24 protein-coding genes are annotated in these 21400 nt (G+C 45.8%); 5 read left to right on the top strand and 19 right to left on the bottom strand.

The features are described 5' to 3' along the window. Positions 1–17: 17 nt before the first annotated feature. The 8 genes from AF333_RS01895 to AF333_RS01860 all read right to left on the bottom strand — a co-directional run bounded on the left by AF333_RS01895 (position 18) and on the right by AF333_RS01860 (position 7563). The gene (locus AF333_RS01895; protein WP_080787768.1) at positions 18–749 is read right to left on the bottom strand and encodes an SDR family NAD(P)-dependent oxidoreductase; all 732 of its coding nucleotides are present in this window, start codon (positions 747–749) and stop codon (positions 18–20) included. A gap of 67 nt (positions 750–816) precedes the next feature. Then, on the bottom strand, positions 817–1944 hold the full coding sequence (solA, locus tag AF333_RS01890) for an N-methyl-L-tryptophan oxidase (protein ID WP_043066474.1): 1128 nt from the start codon (positions 1942–1944) through the stop codon (positions 817–819). Positions 1945–2090: 146 nt separating this feature from the next. Next, positions 2091–2882 (bottom strand): putative hydro-lyase, encoded by a 792-nt coding sequence (locus AF333_RS01885; protein ID WP_043066473.1) that lies wholly within the window; start codon positions 2880–2882, stop codon positions 2091–2093. Between the two features lie 33 nt (positions 2883–2915). Continuing rightward, complete coding sequence (locus AF333_RS01880; RefSeq protein ID WP_043066472.1) at positions 2916–4106, bottom strand: NRAMP family divalent metal transporter; 1191 nt, start codon at positions 4104–4106, stop codon at positions 2916–2918. A gap of 102 nt (positions 4107–4208) precedes the next feature. Next, on the bottom strand, positions 4209–4973 hold the full coding sequence (locus AF333_RS01875) for a LamB/YcsF family protein (protein ID WP_043066471.1): 765 nt from the start codon (positions 4971–4973) through the stop codon (positions 4209–4211). Positions 4974–5061: 88 nt separating this feature from the next. Continuing rightward, positions 5062–6060, bottom strand: coding sequence for a 5-oxoprolinase subunit C family protein (locus tag AF333_RS01870; RefSeq protein ID WP_043066470.1), 999 nt, complete (start codon positions 6058–6060; stop codon positions 5062–5064). Further along, a complete protein-coding gene (pxpB, locus tag AF333_RS01865) occupies positions 6061–6795 on the bottom strand; it encodes a 5-oxoprolinase subunit PxpB (RefSeq protein WP_043066469.1) in 735 nt (244 codons plus the stop codon). Positions 6796–6801: 6 nt separating this feature from the next. Beyond that, positions 6802–7563: an IclR family transcriptional regulator gene (locus AF333_RS01860; RefSeq protein WP_043066468.1), complete on the bottom strand. Its 762-nt coding sequence runs from the start codon at positions 7561–7563 to the stop codon at positions 6802–6804. Positions 7564–7889: 326 nt separating this feature from the next. On the opposite strand from AF333_RS01860, the gene AF333_RS01855 reads away from it, so the two are divergent. Both AF333_RS01855 and AF333_RS01850 read left to right on the top strand, forming a co-directional pair. Next, positions 7890–8522: a GNAT family N-acetyltransferase gene (locus tag AF333_RS01855; protein WP_043066467.1), complete on the top strand. Its 633-nt coding sequence runs from the start codon at positions 7890–7892 to the stop codon at positions 8520–8522. Positions 8523–8534: 12 nt separating this feature from the next. Next, the gene (locus AF333_RS01850) at positions 8535–9419 is read left to right on the top strand and encodes a carbon-nitrogen hydrolase family protein (protein ID WP_052812117.1); all 885 of its coding nucleotides are present in this window, start codon (positions 8535–8537) and stop codon (positions 9417–9419) included. 184 nt (positions 9420–9603) lie between these two features. On the opposite strand, the gene AF333_RS34485 is transcribed toward AF333_RS01850, so the two are convergent. From AF333_RS34485 to AF333_RS01805, 10 genes are all read right to left on the bottom strand, one after another. Beyond that, positions 9604–9789, bottom strand: coding sequence for a hypothetical protein (locus tag AF333_RS34485; protein WP_235495937.1), 186 nt, complete (start codon positions 9787–9789; stop codon positions 9604–9606). A gap of 15 nt (positions 9790–9804) precedes the next feature. Next, positions 9805–11022 carry an ABC transporter permease gene (locus AF333_RS01845; protein WP_043066466.1) on the bottom strand — a complete coding sequence of 406 codons (1218 nt, stop codon included), beginning with the start codon at positions 11020–11022 and terminating at the stop codon, positions 9805–9807. Continuing rightward, on the bottom strand, positions 11023–12237 hold the full coding sequence (locus AF333_RS01840; RefSeq protein WP_043066465.1) for an ABC transporter permease: 1215 nt from the start codon (positions 12235–12237) through the stop codon (positions 11023–11025). A 181-nt stretch (positions 12238–12418) separates the two neighbouring features. Further along, positions 12419–14083 carry a DUF6583 family protein gene (locus tag AF333_RS01835; protein ID WP_043066464.1) on the bottom strand — a complete coding sequence of 555 codons (1665 nt, stop codon included), beginning with the start codon at positions 14081–14083 and terminating at the stop codon, positions 12419–12421. Next, positions 14067–14768 carry an ABC transporter ATP-binding protein gene (locus AF333_RS01830; protein ID WP_052520747.1) on the bottom strand — a complete coding sequence of 234 codons (702 nt, stop codon included), beginning with the start codon at positions 14766–14768 and terminating at the stop codon, positions 14067–14069. The genes AF333_RS01835 and AF333_RS01830 overlap by 17 nt, the downstream gene beginning before the upstream one ends. Positions 14769–14812: 44 nt before the next feature. Next, a complete protein-coding gene (locus AF333_RS01825) occupies positions 14813–15250 on the bottom strand; it encodes a DUF350 domain-containing protein (protein ID WP_043066463.1) in 438 nt (145 codons plus the stop codon). 45 nt (positions 15251–15295) lie between these two features. Continuing rightward, a complete protein-coding gene (locus AF333_RS01820) occupies positions 15296–16531 on the bottom strand; it encodes a glutathionylspermidine synthase family protein (RefSeq protein WP_043066528.1) in 1236 nt (411 codons plus the stop codon). A 13-nt stretch (positions 16532–16544) separates the two neighbouring features. Further along, positions 16545–16820 (bottom strand): hypothetical protein, encoded by a 276-nt coding sequence (locus AF333_RS01815; protein WP_235356060.1) that lies wholly within the window; start codon positions 16818–16820, stop codon positions 16545–16547. A gap of 14 nt (positions 16821–16834) precedes the next feature. Continuing rightward, positions 16835–17284, bottom strand: coding sequence for a hypothetical protein (locus AF333_RS01810; protein WP_043066462.1), 450 nt, complete (start codon positions 17282–17284; stop codon positions 16835–16837). Positions 17285–17419: 135 nt separating this feature from the next. Further along, on the bottom strand, positions 17420–18772 hold the full coding sequence (locus AF333_RS01805; protein WP_043066461.1) for a TrkH family potassium uptake protein: 1353 nt from the start codon (positions 18770–18772) through the stop codon (positions 17420–17422). Positions 18773–18807: 35 nt separating this feature from the next. Here AF333_RS01805 and AF333_RS01800 point away from each other — a divergent pair, with 35 nt between their 5' ends. The 3 genes from AF333_RS01800 to AF333_RS01790 all read left to right on the top strand — a co-directional run bounded on the left by AF333_RS01800 (position 18808) and on the right by AF333_RS01790 (position 21192). Then, positions 18808–19767, top strand: coding sequence for a polysaccharide deacetylase family protein (locus tag AF333_RS01800; protein WP_080787759.1), 960 nt, complete (start codon positions 18808–18810; stop codon positions 19765–19767). Positions 19768–19842: 75 nt separating this feature from the next. Beyond that, entirely contained in the window at positions 19843–20784 is a 942-nt protein-coding gene (locus tag AF333_RS01795; protein ID WP_043066460.1) for a DMT family transporter, read from the top strand. Positions 20785–20913: 129 nt separating this feature from the next. Then, complete coding sequence (locus AF333_RS01790; protein ID WP_139189167.1) at positions 20914–21192, top strand: DUF3993 domain-containing protein; 279 nt, start codon at positions 20914–20916, stop codon at positions 21190–21192. A 9-nt stretch (positions 21193–21201) separates the two neighbouring features. On the opposite strand, the gene AF333_RS33355 is transcribed toward AF333_RS01790, so the two are convergent. Then, a complete protein-coding gene (locus tag AF333_RS33355; RefSeq protein WP_158502445.1) occupies positions 21202–21342 on the bottom strand; it encodes a hypothetical protein in 141 nt (46 codons plus the stop codon). Positions 21343–21400: the final 58 nt, after the last annotated feature.

The raw sequence follows: 21400 nt of genomic DNA, 5'->3' as shown, positions 1-21400 counted from the left end.
TTTAGCTCTAAATTGTGTCATCTTAAGTAACAACCATTATTTATATCAAAAGTTGCCCCTGTATAATTTCTCGCCTTCTCAGACAGCAGGAATATAACCGTATTTGCAATATCGATGGGAAGCACAGGCTTTTTAATTAACTCATGCTCCCGATATTCCGCTTTTCTCCAATCAGGAACCGTGTTCATCATCGAAGTATCTACCAGTGTAGGAGTAACTGCATTAACTCGAATATACGGGGAGAAATTCACCGCGCAGCTTTTTGTTAATCCTACTATCGCTGCCTTTGATAAGCCATATACGGCATCCGAACTTCCTTCCAATCCGGAAACCGAAGACATATTAATTATCACTCCCTCTCTTTTTCTTGTTATCAAGATTCTCCCGAAGAACTTAGAACAATAAATAAAGCCTTTAACATTTACATCAAGTACGTTATCAATCTCTTCTGTTTCATAGTCTAGAATGTTTTTTCCAAGATAAATTCCCGCATTATTTACCAAACCATCTATGTCAGGGTACTTTTCTTCAATGTATGTAAAAAACTTCATAACATCCTGATACCTTGTGACGTCCAATTGATAAATATTCAACATACTTTTCGGTAAAGAAGCGGCCAGTTCTGTTAACTTTTCGTAGTTCACATCACAAGCGATAACCTGGGCATTCTCTTTTATACATTGACGGGTTATTTCTTCCCCGATGCCTGAAGCGGCTCCTGTTATGATGACAGTTTTACCTTCTAACAACGGCATCCACTCTCCTGACTTTTGAATAATATGCCACGTACAACACTACTTATTGTAGAAACTTTTCTCATTCAAAGCGCCCTAAGGAAAATCGCGAAAGATCCAGATTGGATTTACCTTGTACTAATATGCTGCTCAATTCTTCGCCAAGTGCACTCGCAAACTTGAACCCGTGCCCCGAAAAGCCTGCCGCGATAACAATGTGCGGATGCTCGGGATGAGTATCAATAATAAAGTCTTCATCCGGTGTCATCGTATATATGCACGTTTTTCCTTCATTTAGCTGCCCCGCCGCCTGTGGCATAAAGGTTTCCAGGAAATCTCGCACATCCGCTTCATCCTCTGAATACCTGCCAAAAGGAAGCAACGGCTCTTGCGGATTGATTGGATGTCCTGTATCATGCCTGCCGATTTTTAGTCCTTTCCCGTCAAAGTCAGGGAAACCATAATAATCCGACTCCCCCACAGTGAAGGTAAACCCCGGAAAGTCAGGTGCGCGATATACATTAGAATTTGGTTTGAACCATGCTACAGTTTTGCGAATAGGGCTTACAGGAAGAGAGAGCGAATGCAGTAGATTTCCTGTCCAAGCCCCTGCGCTAATGAGAAGGCGCTCCCCGGTATAGCAGGCATCCTTCGTATAAACGGATACGCCATCTGTATGAGGCTCCAGCCGTTCTACAGGCGTCTGCGTCTTTAATATAGCACCATGTTGCAGAAGCAGATCACGATACGCACTAATGGCTTGTTCACAATAAAGAATGCCAGCGGTCGGCTCAAATAAAGCAACAGCTCCTTCAGGAACGGAAATACCGGACCAGCGTGTCTGTAACTGCACAGCGTCGAGTAATTCCACAGGTACATGGAAGCGGGAAGCTGTGTTTATTTTTGCATCCAAGCCTGACGGGCTTATGCTGACATTAACGACTCCTATTCTATGAAAGAATGGTACCAACGTTTCTTGCATTAGTTCGTCCCATAACACGCCTGCACGTATTGCCAGCGGTGTATACGGTTCATCTATCGTATATGCCTGGCGAAACAAGCGCGTTTCTCCATGGTGGCTCCCGTATCCATGGGGAGGATTATACGAGTCTATCAACAGGGTACGAATGCCCTGCCGGGCCACAAAATACCCTGTTGCCATTCCAAACGAGCCCGCTCCGATGATAATCACATCATAATGGTTATTCATGGTATACTCCCCCTTATTACCATCATCATATCACACCCATAGCTATCCTCCGATATGTCTAGAAGAAACAAAAAAACCTGTCTCCGCTCTCTCTTCAGAAAACGGTATTTGACAGGTCTTTCGCTTTTTTATGAAATTTTCTTTATTTAAAGTACACTGTATTGCTCTTCATGCATATCGGTAATGAACATATGTCCAGGCGCATGAGTAATCATAATTTCCGGTTTCATATGCATAGCTACTGCCTGTGGTGTGACACCGCACGCCCAGAACACGGGAACTTCGCCTTCTTTCACGGTTACACGATCGCCAAAATCAGGCTGATGGATATCACGGATTCCGATAGACGCCGGATTACCGACATGAACCGGAGCGCCATGTACGGCAGGAAAACGGCTTGTTACCTGTACGGCGCGTACCACATCCTTTTCCGGTACCGGGCGCATGCTAACTACCATCGGGCCTTCAAAACGTCCGGCTTTTATACATGGTATATTCGTTTGGTACATCGGCACATTACAATCTTCTTCTATATGGCGTACCGGGATATCATTCTTAAGCATCGCCTGCTCAAATGTAAAGCTGCAACCGAGCAAAAATGCTACCATATCATCTTCCCAGTAGGACAGAATATCCGTTACTTCATCCACTAGCTCCCCATGCCTGTACACGCGATATGCCGGAATATCCGTACGTATATCCGCATCCGGTGCAATTAGTTTCGGCACCGGAGAACCGGCTTCAGTCACATCCAATACAGGGCATGGCTTCGGATTACGCTGGCAGAACAACAAGAACTCAAAAGCCAATTCCTTCTTCAAAATGGCGAGGTTAGCCTGTGTATAACCCGCAGCCATTCCTGATGTTGGTCTGTTCCATTTCCCTTCCCGAATTAGCGCACGCGCTTCGGTCGGTGTAAGTATAGCTGGATTACTCATGTTTCTTCCTCCTTCTGCAAAATATATCATTCATTAAGCAAACAGCTTTGGAAGCTCTGTAAACATGGTCATTCCACCCATAATGGCCATCGTGACCACAATAATTGCCCCAAATATCGTCAGCCAGAGTGGGTGCTTATAGTCGCCAACGATTTTTGTTTTATATGCGGCGATAAGAATAACACCAAGAGAAATCGGCAGAATCAAGCCATTCAATGCTCCAACAAGAACAAGAATTTTGACCGGTTTACCAATAAGAGTAAAGACAAGCGTAGAAAGCGCTATAAATCCGATAATAATGCCACGGTGATATTTCTCCAATGAAGGGCTGAATGTTCGGATAAACGAAACGGACGTATACGCCGCTCCGACGACTGAAGTAATCGCGGCAGCCCACATTACGATACCGAAAATTTTGTAGCCGATGTTGCCGGCAGCCAGCTGAAACACCGATGCAGGAGGGTTCGCCGGGTCAAGCGTTAGCCCCTGAGCCACGATGCCGAGCGCCGCCAAAAACAATACAATTCGCATAATCGAAGCGATACCGATAGCCGAGACAGCTCCTTTTGTTACTTGAGGTAATGCCTCTTTGCCCTTGATTCCAGCATCTAACAAACGGTGTCCACCAGCAAAGGTGATATAACCGCCTACTGTTCCACCAACGAGCGTAACGATAGCCATCATGTTAATCTGCTCCGGTACAAACGTTCTAACCACCGCTTCACCTATCGGAGGCTGGGAAGTAACTGCAACATAAACCGTAAGTCCAATCATAACGAATCCAGCTACTTGGGTAAAACGATCCATCGCCTTGCCCGCTTCTTTAATGATGAAAATCGCAATAGCGATAATTCCACTAATGAGTGCTCCCATCTCCGGTGTCATACCGAACATGACATTCATGCCAAGTCCCGCACCGCCGACGTTCCCGATATTGAACGCAAGACCTCCAATGACAATCAGAAAAGCGAGAAAATAGCCGAGACCCGGCAGCACCATGTTGGCGATATCCTGCGCCCGCTTTCCTGATACGGCGATGATACGCCAGATGTTCATCTGTGCTCCGATGTCCAGGATAATAGACATCAGAATGACAAATCCAAAGCTTGCTGCCAACTGGCTAGTAAATACTGTCGTCTGCGTTAGGAATCCTGGCCCAATCGCCGATGTCGCCATAAGAAAGGCAGCACCGAGCAATACGCTTCTGTTTCCCTGTTTGTTCATAGTGAATCCCCCTTATATCGTGCTGCATTTCATGCCGAAACATCACATGGATGCGAATTACATCTGATATCTCGGCATGCATAAGATGATGTAAGCTTTCTCTTATTTTTCTCCGATGGCACGGACCGATACGTCAGCCTGTCCCAACAGTTCACGAATGGTCCTGGCGAATTCGAGCGCATGTGCGCCATCCCCATGAATGCAGACCGTATCCGCTTGAATGTTAATATCTTGCTTTTGCATGGTATGCACCTTTTTCTCTTTCACCATACGAATAACCTGTCCGACGGCCTCTTCTGTATCTGTAATTAGCGCATTCGGCTCTCGGCGCGAAGTCAACGTACCATCTGCCTGGTAGGTTCGATCCGCAAACACTTCATTCGCTGTCCGTAGACCGATACGCTGCCCAGCTTTGACCAGTTCGCTACCTGAGAGCCCGAATAGGATAAGCTCCGGGTCTACCTTGTACACCGCTTCAGCAATCGCTTCCGATAAGGCCGAACTTTTTGCAGCCATATTGTATAAAGCACCATGCGGTTTGACGTGCTGCAATTGCCCTCCCGATGCTTTCACGAACCCATATAAAGCCCCTACTTGGTATACGACCATGTCATACGCTTCCTGTGGCGTAATATCCATGTTCCGTCGACCGAATCCTTCAAGGTCAGGCAGGCCAGGATGCGCTCCCATCGCTACACCTTTCTCAAGTGCCATATTCACTGTCCTACGCATAACGGCCGGGCCTCCAGCATGGAACCCGCAAGCGATATTAGCAGAAGTGATGAATGATAGAATCGCTTCATCTTCTCCCATCCGATACGCGCCAAAGCTTTCTCCCATATCACAGTTAATATCTACTCGATACATGTTTTTCCTCCTTTATCCTACTCCAATGGGCAATTATCTCCCCTTCAAGTACACTACGTAGGAGATACATTCCCCTGGAAGTTTTACTTTATCGATATCGTAAAGCAATTGCCTGTCTCACCTGTTCGATTTGCATCTCTCGTGCCACATAGAGTGCCTCAGCTTCCTCAAGCGAAACGACCTGAAAACGAAGGCTCTCCCCCGGCTTCGCCTGGGCAATAACCGGAAGATCAACAGAAATAATCTGGGCGATTTTCGGATAACCGCCTGCAGTCTGACGGTCCGCCAACAACACAATCGGCTGGCCTTCCGGCGGTACCTGCACCGTACCCGACGCCACTGCTTCGGAGATCATCTCTAGCGGCTCTGAGAGTTCCAGCTTGGGTCCTTTCAGACGGTAGCCCATTCTGTCCGACTGCGGCAACACCTTGAATGGTGAAGCGAGGAATGCATCCCGGCTTTCTTGCGCAAAATGGTTAAACTGTGCACCTCTTAATACACGGATTGTCGGATTCGTTCCATAACTCGGGAATAGGTCGACACTGATCCCCCAGCCTAACGCGGTCATCCCTGCGCTCTGTTCGGCCAACTTTCGCATTTCCCGGTCGCTCCATTCGGCAGGAGAGCCAACCGTTAGCACATCTCCTTCTTGCAAGGCCCGTCCAAGATAACCACCGATCCCTGCACGTAAATATGTACTGCGGCTGTTTAATACTTCCTTGACGGCAAAACCGCCCGCTACCGCCAAATATGCACGACAACCGAACACGCAGCCACCAAAAGACAAAACGCTACCTTTCTTTATATATACCGGGCACCATTGCCGGGCTGGAACGCCATCTACCTTTGCTGAAAGGTCAGCGCCGCAAATCGCAATGAGCACATCCTGTTCAAACTCTAGCCTCGGACCCATCAATGTAATCTCTAACGCAGCTTCGCCTTCGTTATTACCAACCAGCAAGTTAGCCATTCGCAATGCAAACGTATCCATCGCACCACTGACAATGACACCATGCTGTTGAAAACCATATCGTCCCAAATCCTGAACCGTTGTCTGTAGTCCGGCACGTAGTACCTTTATTCCCATCTATCTGCCCCCCTCCTTCCTCTCCATATATTCTTGCCGGGAAATGGCCCGGAAACAAATCCGATCCCCGGAAGCAAGAATCGTCGGCGGGTTACTATCCGGTATGAACAGCTCAATCGGGGTCCGGCCGATAATCTGCCATCCACCCGGTGTTTCAATCGGATATACACCAGTCTGCTTTCCCGCGATTCCGACCGAACCAGCCGGAATCGCTAATCTAGGAGAAGGACGCCGTGGCGCCGCAATCGCCTCTGGCATGCCCCCAAGATAGGGAAAACCCGGTGCAAAGCCAACCATATACACCAGATATTCGGCAGAGCTGTGAATACGGATAACTTCTTCAGGCGTCAGCCCATTGTGATTAGCCACGAATTCGAGATCAGGACCGAATTCTTCTCCATAACAAACTGGAATTTCAATTACACGTGCTGCAATTTCCGCTTCGTCCCCTATTTCCGCAACCATTCGTTCCAGCATGTCATGTACCTTGCGATAAGGGGAGACAAGCCCCGACATCCCTGCTTCAGACAGCTGTACACCCATTTCTCTAAGCACCCGGTACGGATCATAGAACACTGTTACCGTTGTAAAAGCCGGAACATATTCTATCATGCCGGGAATTGGTTGCGCTTCCAGCTGTATGGACAATGCTTTCACTTTACGGTGGACAGCCTCGGAAATCTCCCCTCCCAATTCGATTACCGCCGCAGCATCACCCAATGGGTATATTTTCATTGCATTTCACCTCGCCTGTTGTTTATAGCCGAGCTGCCGGGAAATTTCCCCAGCCGTCTGCTTTATTTTCTGGATGAGTAAGGTCAAATTCTCATCTTCGTAATGAGCTTCCAGACCGGCCATACTTAGACCGGCGACTGCCTGTCCTCTATGATTAAAAATCGGAGCTGCCACTGCCGCTGAATGGTCTTCCAGCTCCGAATAGCTAACCGAGTAGCCGTGCATCCGTGCACGTGCTACCACCTCTCGCAATTCATTCCGGTCAGTAATCGTACCTGAGGCTATCGCTTTCAAATCCGTTCGAGAAATATAGTTTTCCGCTTCTTCCGGTGACATAAACGCAAGCAAGATGCGTGAACAGGCTCCTGCATACAGAGGCGAACGCCGCCCCACCCTCGTATACAGGCGAACTGGATTTTGCGTATCGACCTTCTCAATATAAATCGCCTCGTCACCTTCGCGGACGATGAGATTGACCGCCTCTTTCACCTCATCGCGCAGACGACACATATAAGGAAAAGCAATGCGACGAATATCGAGGCGCTCCGCTACCAGCTGCCCAAGCTCCAGAAAAATCAGGCCCAGCGCATACTTTCCATCAGCATCCCTCGTTAAAAAACCCATTTCTTCAAGCGCTTTCACTTGGCGATGCAACGATGTTTTGGGCAAAGTAAGCAAATCAACCATCTCTTGAAGCGTTAAACGCTCATGAGCATAGAAAAGCTGCAGAATTTCAAGTGATTTAACTACAGTCTTATTACCGCTCACCGCACTCCTCCGTTCCGAAATTCGGAACTACAATTCCGAATTTGATTATTTATCTGTTATCATAAAATTATCTGAATAAAAAAACAAGCGTTATGGTAAAATTTCTGCATATACAGTTGTTGGAAAGGTGAAAACGTATACAATATTACTATCGCAAGGGTGTTGATTATCCAGTACGATCAAGAGTGAATAGCTACCACACTATGTTGCAAACGGACGTCGGTTCGTCTCCCACACTGAGGTGTAGAGGGTTGCTTTTTGCCTTGGCCAGACGGGACTGCAAAACGTCCGGGTAGACACGAAGAGGGAGAGCGAGGAGAAACACGATGACCATTACAGTTCGTCCTTATACACTGGCTGATTTTGATGAGCTGCTCGATGTACAACGTGAGGCATTTCCCCCACCGTTTCCGGAACAATTATGGTGGAACCGCGATCAAATTACCGCACACACAGAAACGTTTCCCGCAGGGGCAATGCTTGCGGAATATAAAGGTAAAGTTGTTGGCTCAGCCACGTCGCTTATTGTCCGCTATGACGGAAAACCCCATACATGGGAAGAAGTCACAGATGGCGGTTACATTCAGCGAACCCACAATCCGCATGGGGATAGCTTGTATGGCATCGATGTATGTGTACGCCCCTCATTTCGTGGTAAAGGTATAGCAAAGGCTCTATACGAAGCACGCAAACAGCTCGTAGTACGTTCAGGTCTTGTACGTTTTCTCGCAGGGTGCCGTATCCCTGGACTTCACCTGCATATAGACAAAATCAGTGTCGAAGAATATGTGCGACGCGTGACAAACGGAGAAATATATGATATGGTACTTTCGTTTATGATAAAGCAAGGACTCATGCCGCTTCAGATTCTGGATAATTATGTGGAGGATGAGGAATCGCTCCATAAAGCCGTTCTGGTAGAGTGGAGAAATCCTAACATTTATAATATGACAGGATAGGAGTTGATAGAATTGACGATTTCAGCCATTTCGGTTGTACAATACGCTATCGGACCTTTGAATTCCAAAGAGGAATTCTGGCGACAGGTAGCGGAACACCTACAGCAGGCAATCAATGATGGAAGTAAGCTGGTTGTTTTTCCGGAATATTTAACCGGCACATTGCTTGCGCTCTCTCCTGTCTTAAACCATTACGAAGCCTGCCAATTCATTGATTCATTTACGAATGAATACATTACAACCTTCCAGCAGTTCAGTAAAGAAACAGGCATTACGATTCTGGGAGGAACACATATAACGAAAGAAGGAGACAGCTTCGTCAATGCAGCGTTTCTCTTCTTCCCGGACGGACGCTATGTCCAGCAAAATAAAGTGCATTTAACTCCGGAAGAACGTGCCCGTTGGAATTTGAAGCCGGGCAACGGTTTCTCTGTTTACGATACAGCGATAGGACGTGTCGGCATTCTTACTTGCTATGATATCGAATTTCCAGAAAGTGCCCGTGCATTGGCAGACATGGGTGCAGATATCATCCTCTGTCCATCGTTTACGGACGAGGCACACGGCTACTATCGAGTACGACTCTGCTCGCAGGCCCGTGCTATCGAAAACCAAATATTCGTGGCATTGAGTGGTCTTGTGGGCTATATGCCTCATATTCCACAAATCGATTCTGGTTATTGTCAGGCAGGCATTTTCGCACCGTGTGATTATCCTTTCCCGGCCGATGGTATACTCGCGCTAGGCGAGACGAACGAAAGTATGATTGCTACCGGGAAAATCGATATGGAAATGCTTAAGGAAAACCGTGAACGAGGCCAGGTCTTTCCCGCAAAAGACCGTCGTCCGGAAGTATATGCCAAGTACGCATCGACAACAACTGTTACAGAAAGCTAAGCGGTCGCTTTGTGTCACTTTAGGGGGACCGACAAAACATCTGGGCATCTTGGATAAAGGAGACAGTTGTCGGTCTTTTTCATCCGCTGTTCCACGCGTTCGGAAGAAAGTAGATGTCGCTTTCTCATCCATTAAGAAACAAAAAACGTCCCGCACGCATGCGAACATGCGTCGGGACGTTTTTTTAGATATAGTAAAATCGAAATGCTATGGAATGTGGTTGGAAAGGGTATATTTGGAAAAAAGAAGAGGTTGGATACGCCCTGCGATCCGGCAGAAGAAGGGCCAACGTGTCTTTTTCCGACCGCTCCCACCCACCGCCCTTCCTTCTTTTCTTATCTCCCACCATAAAAATTTGTCGATGTATCAAATCAGATGTATATAGTTAAGAAACTGCCTGTCTACGAATTCGATAGAAGCTATACGCAAACAATACAGTTCCGAAGCCGGCGAGAATAAGTACGATTCGTAATACGTCCATCGACTCGTAATCATTTGATATAAGCAGCTTCATTCCCGCAAGCGTCCAGCCCTGCGGTGTACATAAAGCCAGCGTTTCAGAGAGCCCTGTAAGCGGCAGGAATGGCCAAAAACATCCTCCAACAAAGCCGGTTAACAGCGCCAGCAGCGGGGCACCTGTCTCTAGCTGTCTGCTCGTCTTGAATATCGCCGAGAAGAACATACCCAGTCCAATCACAGCATACGTATAGGCGCCAAGCAACACATACTGCAATGGATGAAATACAAGTGAAGCGCCGAACAGAACTCGGGCCAGGACAGCACAAACACTTATTAAGAACAAGGAAAGAAGGCCAAGTGCAGCGATGTTGCCCACATAGAACCTCCACAGTATTCCCGGTGCAGACATAATCCGCTTTAGCGTTCCATTATCCCGTTCCTCCAGCAGCCAGCGGCTGTGGAGCGTGACAAAAAGCAATACGAAGACCAGTAGCATACCTATACCAGTCAATGCCGCATTGGATACATTTGTCACCCTGTTTACCGCCTGTACATCGTTACCTGACATTTCTTTGTAATCGATTGTCATCAGAGGTTTCGGCTCCCACTGAGAGTCGGCATAGTTCCACACCCGCTCCCATAACGAACCGGACGTAGGTGGCGTCAATCCATACAATTGGTAGAGTTGCTCCGTCTTGTTGGCTGCCCCCGTATTTGCAGAGAGCCGCATTACTTCGCTGCCAAGCATCTCACCAAGAATTCCATACGATAACGAGCCCGGATTTTTCAGCATTTCCACTGTCTTGTCCGTATCCTCGTTCATAATCGCATCTTTGAAACCTTCTTTAATAACAAATGCCGCTTCCACCTTATAATTCTCCGTTAGTCGATATGCTTCATCTCGACCAACTCGGAGTACGCGAATACCTTCTTTAGTCGCAAAGCGATCTATGACCAGCTTCGAATAATCACTTCTGTCTTCATCCGCTACCGCCACCGGAATAATCGGCTGCTTTTGAAAACTTTGAGTCGCATTCAAGATAAATACGAAGACGAACGGAAACAGGAGAAGCAGCAGCAAAAACATCCGATCCTTCAAAATCAGCTGCAGCCTGAGTTTGAGCACTTGTAGTATTGCGTACATCTATTTCCTCCTCGCAAGCGGCAGGAGCGCACAGGAGACTACCAGCAACACGCCACCTATCATAAGCAGCATGTTCGCCTCCGGCCATACCGAAAGCGACACGTCGCCAGAGAAAAGTTTCAGCAACCCCTGCATGGCCCATCGTGTGAATGTAAATTCGCTCGCTGTCTGCAGACTATCCGAAAGGGAGAACAGCGGATAAATGTTGCCTCCAATGATAGCAAGTAAAAACGTACCGATATAGCCTAGAAGTTCTGTTCCTTTAGAGAATAAGCCGAGAACGGCCAGCAAAAATGACCAGGCGGCAACCGTGAAGGCAATTGCCGTAAATAACAGCAAAAATGAACCTGCCTGTGCTCCCAGATAGTTACCAAACAACAGGCTTGCCCCTATGACAAGCAGAGCAGTCTGCACCCACAACAGAAGAAACATACCGAGAAATTTCCCGGAAAATATCTGCCACATACCGAACGGTGCCGCGCGGAACCGGCTCAGCATGCCCAATTCCTGTTCTTCAGCCAGGGAACGACTACCCCGAATGCCCAGAAAACTCACAAATACGATCGCAAGCGCGGATGTAAAATACTCTGGAAAACGGACCTGAGGCATCGATGTAAGCGTAACTTTTTCATAGATTTCGTTTCGGCCAAGTGCTTGCATCATAAAATTCATCACGCTGTCCTTCATAACATGGTCCAACTGCTGCGGTGTTGCACCACCGTCCCTTACCGTATGCCATACTGCTTTTACGCCACTCTGGCCCGCCGACAAATCATTCATCGCGCTGATAAGCTGATTTTTAATTTGATCGGCTTGCTCTTTCTGCGTCCGATTACCAATAAAGGTGACCGGGTAATTATCACCGCTGTACAGGCTGGCGGTAAACCCCTTTGGAATGATAATCGCGCCCGCAATCCGGTTGGCTTTCAGCATTTCTATGGCCTCGGCTTCGTTCGTTTTATGTACGGTAATAAAACCCTTCATATAATCCAACTCTTCAAGCTGACGGCTAATCATCTGCGTATTAAAAGTCTTGTCCTCATCCGCAAATGCGATTTCAAATGCCTGGCTGTAACGGCTTGTGAACAGATGCGGAGACAGCACCTGTGCGAACAACCAAATAAAAAAAATCGGCATTACTAGAAGAAGGACAATCGCTTTTCCATCCCGCCGATATAGCGTGAGCTCTTTCCCAATCAAGGTTAGTAATCGCACGCAAATCACCCTATATCTATTTTGTGGACGATCGAAAGAAAAACTTGCGAGTGTTGCCTCTCGTCCTTTTTCCTCAAAGAAGCCAAACGGCCGCTTGGTGTCACTTCGGGCTTTACTATTTATACAATGATAGGAAGGGGCCTGAATGACCCCTTCCTTTTCCTGTACGCTTTACTCTATGTTACTGCATCATCGGACCAGCATCGGCAGGAATAAGGCCTAACTGCTGGAACAATTGCATATTCTTCATCATGAACTGCATACCGCCATTTTGAATTTCCTGCTGGACTTGCATTAACTCCTGATCCGTTACCGTTGCCATGTTAATACTATTTTGTGCGTTCAATTCTGGCAGCTTTACATTCGCTACATTGAATTTTTCATCAGACTTCATAGTAAACGCGATTTTCTTTGGCATAGATGGATCATTTTGCGGTCCTGTGAACTCGATTTTATAATCAGATGTACGAGCTTTGTCTTTATCGTTATCCGTAACCGTACCTTTCCAGGTCAACGTGAACGGTGTTGCTTGGGCCTGCTGGTTGTCTTTGAAATCCACTTTTACATCCTGGTTCTGTTTGTTGCCTTCTTTCGTTATAGTAAAGGCGGCGTCTGCGGTGAAGTCGCTTTTTGTAGTTTCACCTATTTTATCAGTAGTGCTGAGCTTCACACTTCCTTTTTGATTTTCGCCTTCCTTCTTGTTCACATAGACAATGCTAACTTTGCCTGTATCGCCGGATTTGTCTGTCGTTACATCGAATACAACATGATCTTTATTTTCTTTATCCTGGAAGCTTGCAAGCTTGAAAACAGCTTTTTCTCCGGTTTTCTTATCTGTTGTCTCAATCGTTCTGCTTAGAATGTTATGTTTTTTATCGGCATAGATGACCATTTTCATGCCTTCTCCGACTTCGCCTTTGTCGATTGAACGATCAGCGTCCTCTTTAAACTTAGTAAATTTTTTCTTGAACTCTTCTTTTGTCAGCTTTGGCATATCTTGAGGAGTACCTGTTGCCGACATTTCAGCTAACTTTTCATAGCGTGGATAGAGAAGGTCTTGCAATTTTGTGTCTTTGGAAATTTTATCGACGATTTTCTTCAGCAACTGCTTATGTTCTTCCGGAGTAAATGTCACTGTGATTTCTTTAGCAGCCAGCTTTACACCCTGCTCTTCGAAGGTCGCTTTTTTGTTCACAATTATTTGCTTATCCTGAATACTATCTGCATACAGCTTTGCATACTCCGCGATAATCGGGCGCAATTCTTCACGTGGCACTTTTACCAGTTCCATATAGTCCTTTGAGCTAGGAACACGCTTCGGCAAACCTGTTAGGCCGTATCTTTGCTCCATAACCCCTCTATCTTTCCAATTGAAATAACCGTATTTGTTGTATATAACCGGGACTCCGAACCCTACTTTTTCAGCGTCATAAAAGAGTTCTGCACCAACTATATTATTGTTTTTGATGTTCAAATCGATTTTAGAGTAATTTTTATTGTTCTTGTCATCAACTTTCGCTTCAGTAACCAGTTTGGCATCTTTCAATATTTCCATTACTTTTGCCATCTGTGGATCTGTTGTCGGCATATCGAGCACCAGATTGGAAATCTCCATCTTTTGTTCTACGCCGCCTTCAAGGTATGGTTGAGCATACTCATTATAGCTCTTCTCGTACTCCTCCATAACTTTAGAAAAATTCTGCATCTCTTGCGCTTCTGCCTCGAGATAGATTGTCTTGTTACTTTTGAACACGTCAAAAAACGCATAAGCGGTATAAAGTCCGCCACCTATTACTAGCACTGCAATCACTGCTAGGATAATAGGCATTTTACCTTTCGATACCATGTAAATTTTCCCCTTTCAAATGATGTTTAACCTCTTGTGCTATACCGACGGCGAGAATTTCGCCGCCTTTTAAAACTCCAATCCGGTCACACGCCTCCATTTCTTCAAGGTGGTGACTCGTATAGAGAATGGTACACCCGTGTTTACTCATTTCTTTTAATGTTTCAATAATGTGTCGTCTGGAGCGAACATCTACTCCTGCCGTCGGCTCGTCGAGGATCAATAGTTTAGGCTTATGCAACAGCGCCACTCCGAGGTTCAGTCTACGCTTCATCCCTCCGGAATAGGCATCGACGCGCTCTTTGATTCTATCGCGCAAATCGATAATATCAATGATCTCATCCATCCGTAACGCCAGTTCTTTGCCCCTTAGACCATACAACTTACCCCAAAAAGCGAGATTATCAATGCCTCGCAAGGATGGATAGAGCGCCAGTTCCTGTGGAACGTAGCCGATTTGCTTCCTGATTGCGGCTCCACCCCGCTGTACGGATACACCATCTATGAGAACTTCGCCACTGCTCGGTTTTATAACCGAGGCAATAATGGAGAGCAGTGTAGATTTTCCTGCACCGTTTTCTCCTCCGACACCGAACATTTCACCTTGCGCAATTTCCAGATTCACATTATGCAGTACGCTTTTTGAACCATATCTTTTGCTGATGTCACGGATGGTAATAAACACGGTAGTTTTTTCTCTCTCCTCTCCTGGCAGACAATAGAATGATTTTAATAACTAATGAGCGCGGCCATCAATAGGCCAGTAGCAATACTTAAGCGGGATGCAAAAAGACCTACAGCTACATTCCCTTTTGGTATCTCTGATATAACGCGAAACGGTGTGATAAGTTCAAATAAATAAAATACCAATACTTGAAATACAGTGGCGACTACGCCCCAGATAACAAGGTCAAGAAGATTGACGGAATGATAAATCGCCGACGCAAGAACGATGGAAAGCCCGATGATTTTTCCGCCCAAGTCATGTGCGGCGGCTTTTGCGGCGCATTGCTTCTGCGGGTCACTCGTATCAGCGCCCTCCTGGATAAGGGCATACTCTTTATACGGAGTCGTAAAAAGAAACACCAGCATCCCGAAACCAAGCAACGGCAGCGTAACAGCCAGATAAAGTAGGAAATTCAAAATATTATCCCATTGTGACGCCATCTTGCATCTCCTTTCTATATTTACTTTACATATGGAAGTTTTACTTTATATAAGTCCGGTGGGCACATAGTAAGAGAGATTCCCCGTAATTTTCCCGCCTGCTCTCGCTACAATCGCGGATGCGCAGCCATCGATGATAAAGGAACCCCAGAGCAAGCTCCCTTTATACGCTCCTTTCATCGTCTTAACCGTAATAGAAGAAAGTTCGGCAAACCGCTGATATATCATTGGCTGATCCCAATAGAATTCTTCTGTGTCCTTTTCTATGATTCGATTATGTACGTCATATAAGGTTACGCCTCCGCCTTCCCTTCCGAAAATCGGCTTCACAGCGTAGGGCGCGTTCCCTGCAAAGCGGTTCTCAAAATATGTCGGCAACATATACCGACCGATTGTCTCCCGCTCTTCCTCTGTAAAGAACTCTCCAGCTTCATACAAATTCCAGATAAGCCCTTGTAGGGCTTTTGTCTGGGCAACAAATGCGGATGGTGGATTAATTACTGCAAGTCTGCGGCGAGCAATAATATCAAGCACATGGGCGCCAGTTGGATATCCATCTGCATCTCTCTCTTCGGCCAGCTTCTCCAGCGCATGCAACCGATATAGTACATCAATCGTCCGATGTTGTCCATCCGCTGTCAGCATGCATAGCCTGTCATCGTATACACGTAAGTCTTTTAACGCGACGAATGATGCCTCAAGACCCGACTGCCTGAGCAGATACTTCGTCGTCCCCGCATCTTCTTCATGCCAATCCAAGGCACTAAATACAATGCTATCTGTCGAATAACCCAGCTTCTGATATCTGGCTACCGCGTTCTGAAATGCTCCGGTCAAGTCCTGCTCCATGCCTTCATTCGGATTCTTCATTCCAAAGAACCTGCATGCCCGCTCATTTACATAAAACGCCTCAACAATGCCAGTAGGCGTATCACTATTCAGCTCAAGCATCTTCCAGCCCTCTGGTGTCTGGGCAAAGTCAAACCGACCTATAACGGTAGGCACCTCTTCCCATACGGTTCCCCTGATCGCTTGCCATGCTTCCTTGGGTATTCCCAGTTCCGCCAACAGCTCCGAACTTCCCTGACATACTATCGACGCTGTCCGGGCGAATACGCGGCCTAAGCACTCGGTCGCTTTCGCTAATTCCTCGCGTTCTCGTGCCGTAATCTGATAGATATCAGCCAGCGCATACTCCTCTCCATACATCCAATCCCAGGTAAATATGCCTTCTTCGCGAAGCGGGCCATACAGTTCGGCCCGGCGCTTCTCGTACTCCATAGCATGCCGCACGTTAACTACTGCTCCAACCTGAGCTGCCTATGCCGCCCTTTGAGCCTTTAGAGGCGCTGGAAATCCCGTTCTTTCGCTGGAATAGCTTCTTGCCGCCATTTCCACTCGTATAGGAACCACTATGCGCACTTCCATCATCGTCACAATATCCATCATTATCCTGGTCGTAGCACTTATCGTCTGACGAACATCCGGCAGTCGCTGTCACAAGGGCTGTTGCCATAAACAGGCTCAATAATTTTTTTGTCCGGCCCCTCTTCCCCATCGTCTCGTTCATTCCCACTCCTCCCTTCAAGCAGTCGGCTGCGCATAATAAACGTACACGCCTCGATCCTCGTCGATTTCAGTCGACGTTTTCTCCCATTCCCGGCCATACAGGTATAGGAATTGGCTCTGCAAATACAGGATTGCGTCGTCATCGTCTTGGAACGTGTATGTGCATACGACAGGATAATGGGCCGTATCTTCTTTGAACTCACGCACTTCCATCATAATTCCAGGTTTCTGACGAGCTACCGGCTTTGCCGACTCAAGTACCCTTTCATCTTCTGCTACCTGTACATAGATGACATAGCAGGAAGTTTCAATTGCACAGGACGTTTTTTCATACACAAGTCCGTCTTTTACAAAATAGTCACAGGCAAAGCGCAATGCAACTTCATCTTTATCGATGAAATCGTAATAATACAGAACAGGAAATCCATTTCCTTCGTCCAATCGACGATATTCGAGCCGATTCACCAAATTTCGCTCCTTTCTCTCTCTTTATTTTCCTCGTTATACGGATATACGCAAGAGAAAGTTACTATATTTACCTTTTTTAGTAATTAAGTAAGAAAAAAGAGCGCTATATAAGCGCCCATTGCCCTACGAAATTTAGCCGATAATAATTTTTTCTTCCGGATAATGGATATCGGCCTTTGCCTTTCCAGAGATAAAAATGGACAAGAATGGCATCATACCAATACGTCCGATATACATCAATAGCACTAGCACCATCTTGCTTACAGGAGTAGATTCACTTATCGCTCCTATAGACATGCCACACGTGCCGAATGCGGAACAGATGTTAAAGATAATAGCAGATAGCGAGAATCTATGCCCATCTACCATCTCTAAAATCAAGATGCCGCTTATCACCAGAATGGAGGCTGTGGAAAAAAACACAAAACTTTTGTTAATATCATCCTGCCGTAATGAACGACCGAAGATGCGGACCTCATTACGCCCCCTGGCAAAAGTAATAATCGTCAGAATCATAACCGCCAGTGTCGTAGTACGTATGCCTCCGCCTACACTAGATGGACTAGCCCCGATGAACATAAGAATCGAGGTAAAAAACTGACTCGTTACGCTTAAATCGGAAGGGTCCACTGTCACCAGGCCCGCACTACGTGCTGTAACGGACAAAAACATCGAATAGAAAAACTTCTCATGCCAGGTCATACCGGCCAAATAACGCGAGTCTTCCACTACCCACACACCGATAGTTCCAAGCACAAGCAAGATTCCGAAGGTAAAAGTCGTAACCTTCGTATATAACGAGAAGCGGAATCTTTTGTGTCCGCCAAAGAAATATTCTCTTAGTTCCACAAGTACCGGAAAACCAATCGCACCGAGAATAATAAGGATAGCTGTCAAACTAATAACAAAATAATCGTCTGCAAAATCGAGAAGCGAATTGCCGAACAAATCAAATCCAGCATTGGTATATGTAGAAATCGAGTGAAAAATCCCATAATAAAAAGAAGTAGCAAGCGAGTCATAATACCCAGCAAAATAAAAATAAAGCCCAAAGATAACAGCTCCAACCGCCTCAAACAATAACGCCATACCAAGGACTAATTTCATAAGTTGGACCAGGCCGGAAAGATTATAACGGTTCTGATCCACCATAATCAACCGGCGCTGAGATAGTCCGATCGGTGTGCCGAATAAAATCCAGATAAACGTACCCAAAGTCATTACGCCGATACCACCCAATTGAAAAGCGCTAATCAGCACTACTGAACCAAACGTACTAAATGTCTCTGGAGTACTCACGGTTGTCAATCCGGTCACACTCACCGCACTGGTGGCGGTAAACAACGCATCCACAAACGAAAGGCTAACTCCCGGTTTCAGGCTTATCGGCAGCATCAATAGCCCTGTAACAACGACAATGGCAATAAAATACGCGCTAACAATGATTTGAATAGGCGATAATTTGTATATATTCTTCCGCAGCATCTCTTCTGCTCCTCATCAATAAATACATAGGTTGAATGTTACGTTTTTTACTCCCTGTTGTCAAACCTTGCAGCGCCCCCGTCATGATCGCTCGTTGCCTGTCATACATATCTATAATACTGAATCTTATACTGGGGGCGAGAACGATTAAAGGCGCGGTTACGGTTAGTATTATCTTTTTTATCCTGTTTATTATCTACACTTCTCTCCAGGCATACACGTACCGGAATACCGCACGTCACCTGGAGAAAATACAACAAGAAAAAAAAGAACTTCAGGCAGCTAATAAAAAACTTGCCGGTGAATTAAAAAAAATAAAACAAAATATGAAAAAAACATCACAGCAAAGTCCAAATAAAAAAGTGGCTTACTTAACGTTCGATGACGGTCCTTCCTCCAATACATCTGCTATTCTTTCCATATTGGATCATTACAAAATTAAAGCTACATTCTTTGTAATAGGCAACCAATCGGAACGCGGTAAGCACATGTATAAACGTATCGTGGCAGAAGGACACGCTATCGGTCTTCATTCTTATTCACACGAATACCGCACAATCTACGTCTCGCCTACCGCTTTCCATCAAGACTTCAATCAAATTCGTGAGCTTGTCTATCAATTGACAGGACAGAAGCCAAATATTATCCGCTTTCCGGGCGGTTCCAACAACCATATAAGCCGTAAGTATGGGGGAAAAAACTTAATGCATACTCTTATACAGCAAATGACCAGGGAAGGCTATCGCTACTTCGACTGGAATGTCGATTCCAGAGATGCTGAACGTGTCACTCAGTCACGGGATATCATTATCCAATCTGTTCTGCAAGGCAGTAAAAACAAACAAAAAACCATTATCTTACTGCATGATTCACAAGTAAAGACCACAACTGTAGAGGCGCTCCCTGCTATCATTGAAGGGCTGCGCAAGCAGGGATTTTCCTTTGACGTATTAACCGATCAATCATTTACCTACCACTTTGCGCCCTCTTCTTAACCACTTCTTCGTTACGAAAGAACAGAAAACTAGTATATACTAGAAAGAAACGTCGAAAAGTGGTGAACAGCTATCATGACGCGTGTTTCTCCTTATGCGCTGCTTGTGCTGGCCAATCTATTATGGGGTGGAAACTTTGTGATTGGACGGGCTATTGCGGAAAGCTTGCCTCCATACACACTCTCATTTCTACGCTGGTGTACCGCTCTTCTAGTATTCCTTCCGTTCGCCTGGCCGAATGTGCGCAAAGAATGGCCTATCGTGCGTAAGCACATGCCTACTGTGATTTTCATGGCATTGACTGGTGTGGCGGGATTTAACACATTATTGTATATTGCACTGCATTATACAACATCGATTAATGCTTCACTCGTCAACTCGTCTACACCGATCGTCATTTGTATCCTTTCTTTTTTTATGCTGCGTGAGCGTTTAAACAAAAATCAGACGGTCGGGATTATTTTATCACTCGCCGGGGTGTTATTCATTCTATCTAAAGGCTCGCTTGCAACACTGTTTGCCTTCTCTTTCAATATCGGCGATTTGCTTGTGATTGCCGCCCTGATTTGCTGGAGTATTTATTCTGTTCTTGTCAAGCGGTATACCGGTATCTTACCCGGCTACAGCACTTTTCTTATATGTATCATTATCGGTATTGGCATCCTGTTTCCTTTCTTTATTTACGAGGCGTTCATTACTCACGTTCCGATTACATGGTCGTTTGGTTCTTTATTGACTGTATTGTATACAGGGATATTCGCTTCCATTGTAGCCTTTATCTCCTGGAACTCGGCCGTATCGCAGGTAGGCCCGGGTAAAGCGGGCATCTTTCTTAATTTAATTCCAGTCTTCGCATCCGTATTTGCTATTCTTTTCATTGATGAACGGCTGACATGGTATCAAGCGGCTGGTGGAATATTCGTAGTGCTCGGCGTCTATATCTCTACACGTATAACAAGCCCTTCCGGTAGCGGTCCTTTGCCACTGGAACAAAGTGCCGGGGCAAATAGGTCCTGACATATCTTGTTGAATCTAGTAGAATATACTTAAATAAAAAGTAATATAGCGCGAATGACGATAATCTGCAGGATTTGTTGCTTGATGCGCTTCAAAAACTAGCAGGAAGGAATTGTTCATTACAGGATTATGAAAAGAATAAGAAGACGGATATTGTCGGGTTGTCTCGTACTGCTGCTTTCCGCCACTTTCACCACCGTTGCGGAGGCGTCCACAGAAACCAGTCAGTCTTTGCAAGAACAGGCTGCTCTTGCAAAGAAAAATGCGCTTGCCCAACCTAAACTGGTCGGACCTACTACCAAGAAAAAGATATATGATACCTTGCTTCCTTATTTCACGAAGAATTATATCGAAGCATTTATTAAAGAGAACTTTTTGGAAACAGAAAAAGGACTAATTAAAAAGTAAAACCGGTCATCATTTGACCGGTTTTTCGCGTTCTATATCAGGAAGCTTCCCTTCCTTTTTTAAACGGGCAATAATCTTTGGCAAATACTCTTGAATAAATTTTTCTGTATTTTCGCTCGTGGCGAGAGTGACACGCTTATGGTCTTTCATTTGTTCTCTCCTCTTGTTTTGTTTTTTCTCCCAGGACCTTTTTTACACCGTATCTATG

The sequence above is a fragment of the Aneurinibacillus migulanus genome (assembly GCF_001274715.1).
Classification (GTDB): Bacteria; Bacillota; Bacilli; order Aneurinibacillales; family Aneurinibacillaceae; genus Aneurinibacillus; species Aneurinibacillus migulanus.
Note: the sequence above shows the minus strand (reverse complement) of the source record. Positions and strands in the feature narration are given on the sequence as shown.

Coding starts and splice junctions, on each gene's coding strand:
- AF333_RS01805 (WP_043066461.1), bottom strand. CDS start 18,772: ATGCTGCGGAAGAATATATACAAATTATCGCCTATTCAAATCATTGTT.
- pxpB (WP_043066469.1), bottom strand. CDS start 6,795: ATGAAAATATACCCATTGGGTGATGCTGCGGCGGTAATCGAATTGGGA.
- AF333_RS01820 (WP_043066528.1), bottom strand. CDS start 16,531: ATGGAGTACGAGAAGCGCCGGGCCGAACTGTATGGCCCGCTTCGCGAA.
- AF333_RS33355 (WP_158502445.1), bottom strand. CDS start 21,342: ATGAAAGACCATAAGCGTGTCACTCTCGCCACGAGCGAAAATACAGAA.
- AF333_RS01795 (WP_043066460.1), top strand. CDS start 19,843: ATGACGCGTGTTTCTCCTTATGCGCTGCTTGTGCTGGCCAATCTATTA.
- AF333_RS01880 (WP_043066472.1), bottom strand. CDS start 4,106: ATGAACAAACAGGGAAACAGAAGCGTATTGCTCGGTGCTGCCTTTCTT.
- AF333_RS01825 (WP_043066463.1), bottom strand. CDS start 15,250: ATGGCGTCACAATGGGATAATATTTTGAATTTCCTACTTTATCTGGCT.
- AF333_RS01800 (WP_080787759.1), top strand. CDS start 18,808: ATGTTACGTTTTTTACTCCCTGTTGTCAAACCTTGCAGCGCCCCCGTC.
- AF333_RS01870 (WP_043066470.1), bottom strand. CDS start 6,060: ATGGGAATAAAGGTACTACGTGCCGGACTACAGACAACGGTTCAGGAT.
- AF333_RS01845 (WP_043066466.1), bottom strand. CDS start 11,022: ATGTACGCAATACTACAAGTGCTCAAACTCAGGCTGCAGCTGATTTTG.
- AF333_RS01790 (WP_139189167.1), top strand. CDS start 20,914: ATGAAAAGAATAAGAAGACGGATATTGTCGGGTTGTCTCGTACTGCTG.
- AF333_RS01875 (WP_043066471.1), bottom strand. CDS start 4,973: ATGTATCGAGTAGATATTAACTGTGATATGGGAGAAAGCTTTGGCGCG.
- AF333_RS01855 (WP_043066467.1), top strand. CDS start 7,890: ATGACCATTACAGTTCGTCCTTATACACTGGCTGATTTTGATGAGCTG.
- AF333_RS01815 (WP_235356060.1), bottom strand. CDS start 16,820: ATGAACGAGACGATGGGGAAGAGGGGCCGGACAAAAAAATTATTGAGC.
- AF333_RS01835 (WP_043066464.1), bottom strand. CDS start 14,083: ATGGTATCGAAAGGTAAAATGCCTATTATCCTAGCAGTGATTGCAGTG.
- solA (WP_043066474.1), bottom strand. CDS start 1,944: ATGAATAACCATTATGATGTGATTATCATCGGAGCGGGCTCGTTTGGA.
- AF333_RS01885 (WP_043066473.1), bottom strand. CDS start 2,882: ATGAGTAATCCAGCTATACTTACACCGACCGAAGCGCGTGCGCTAATT.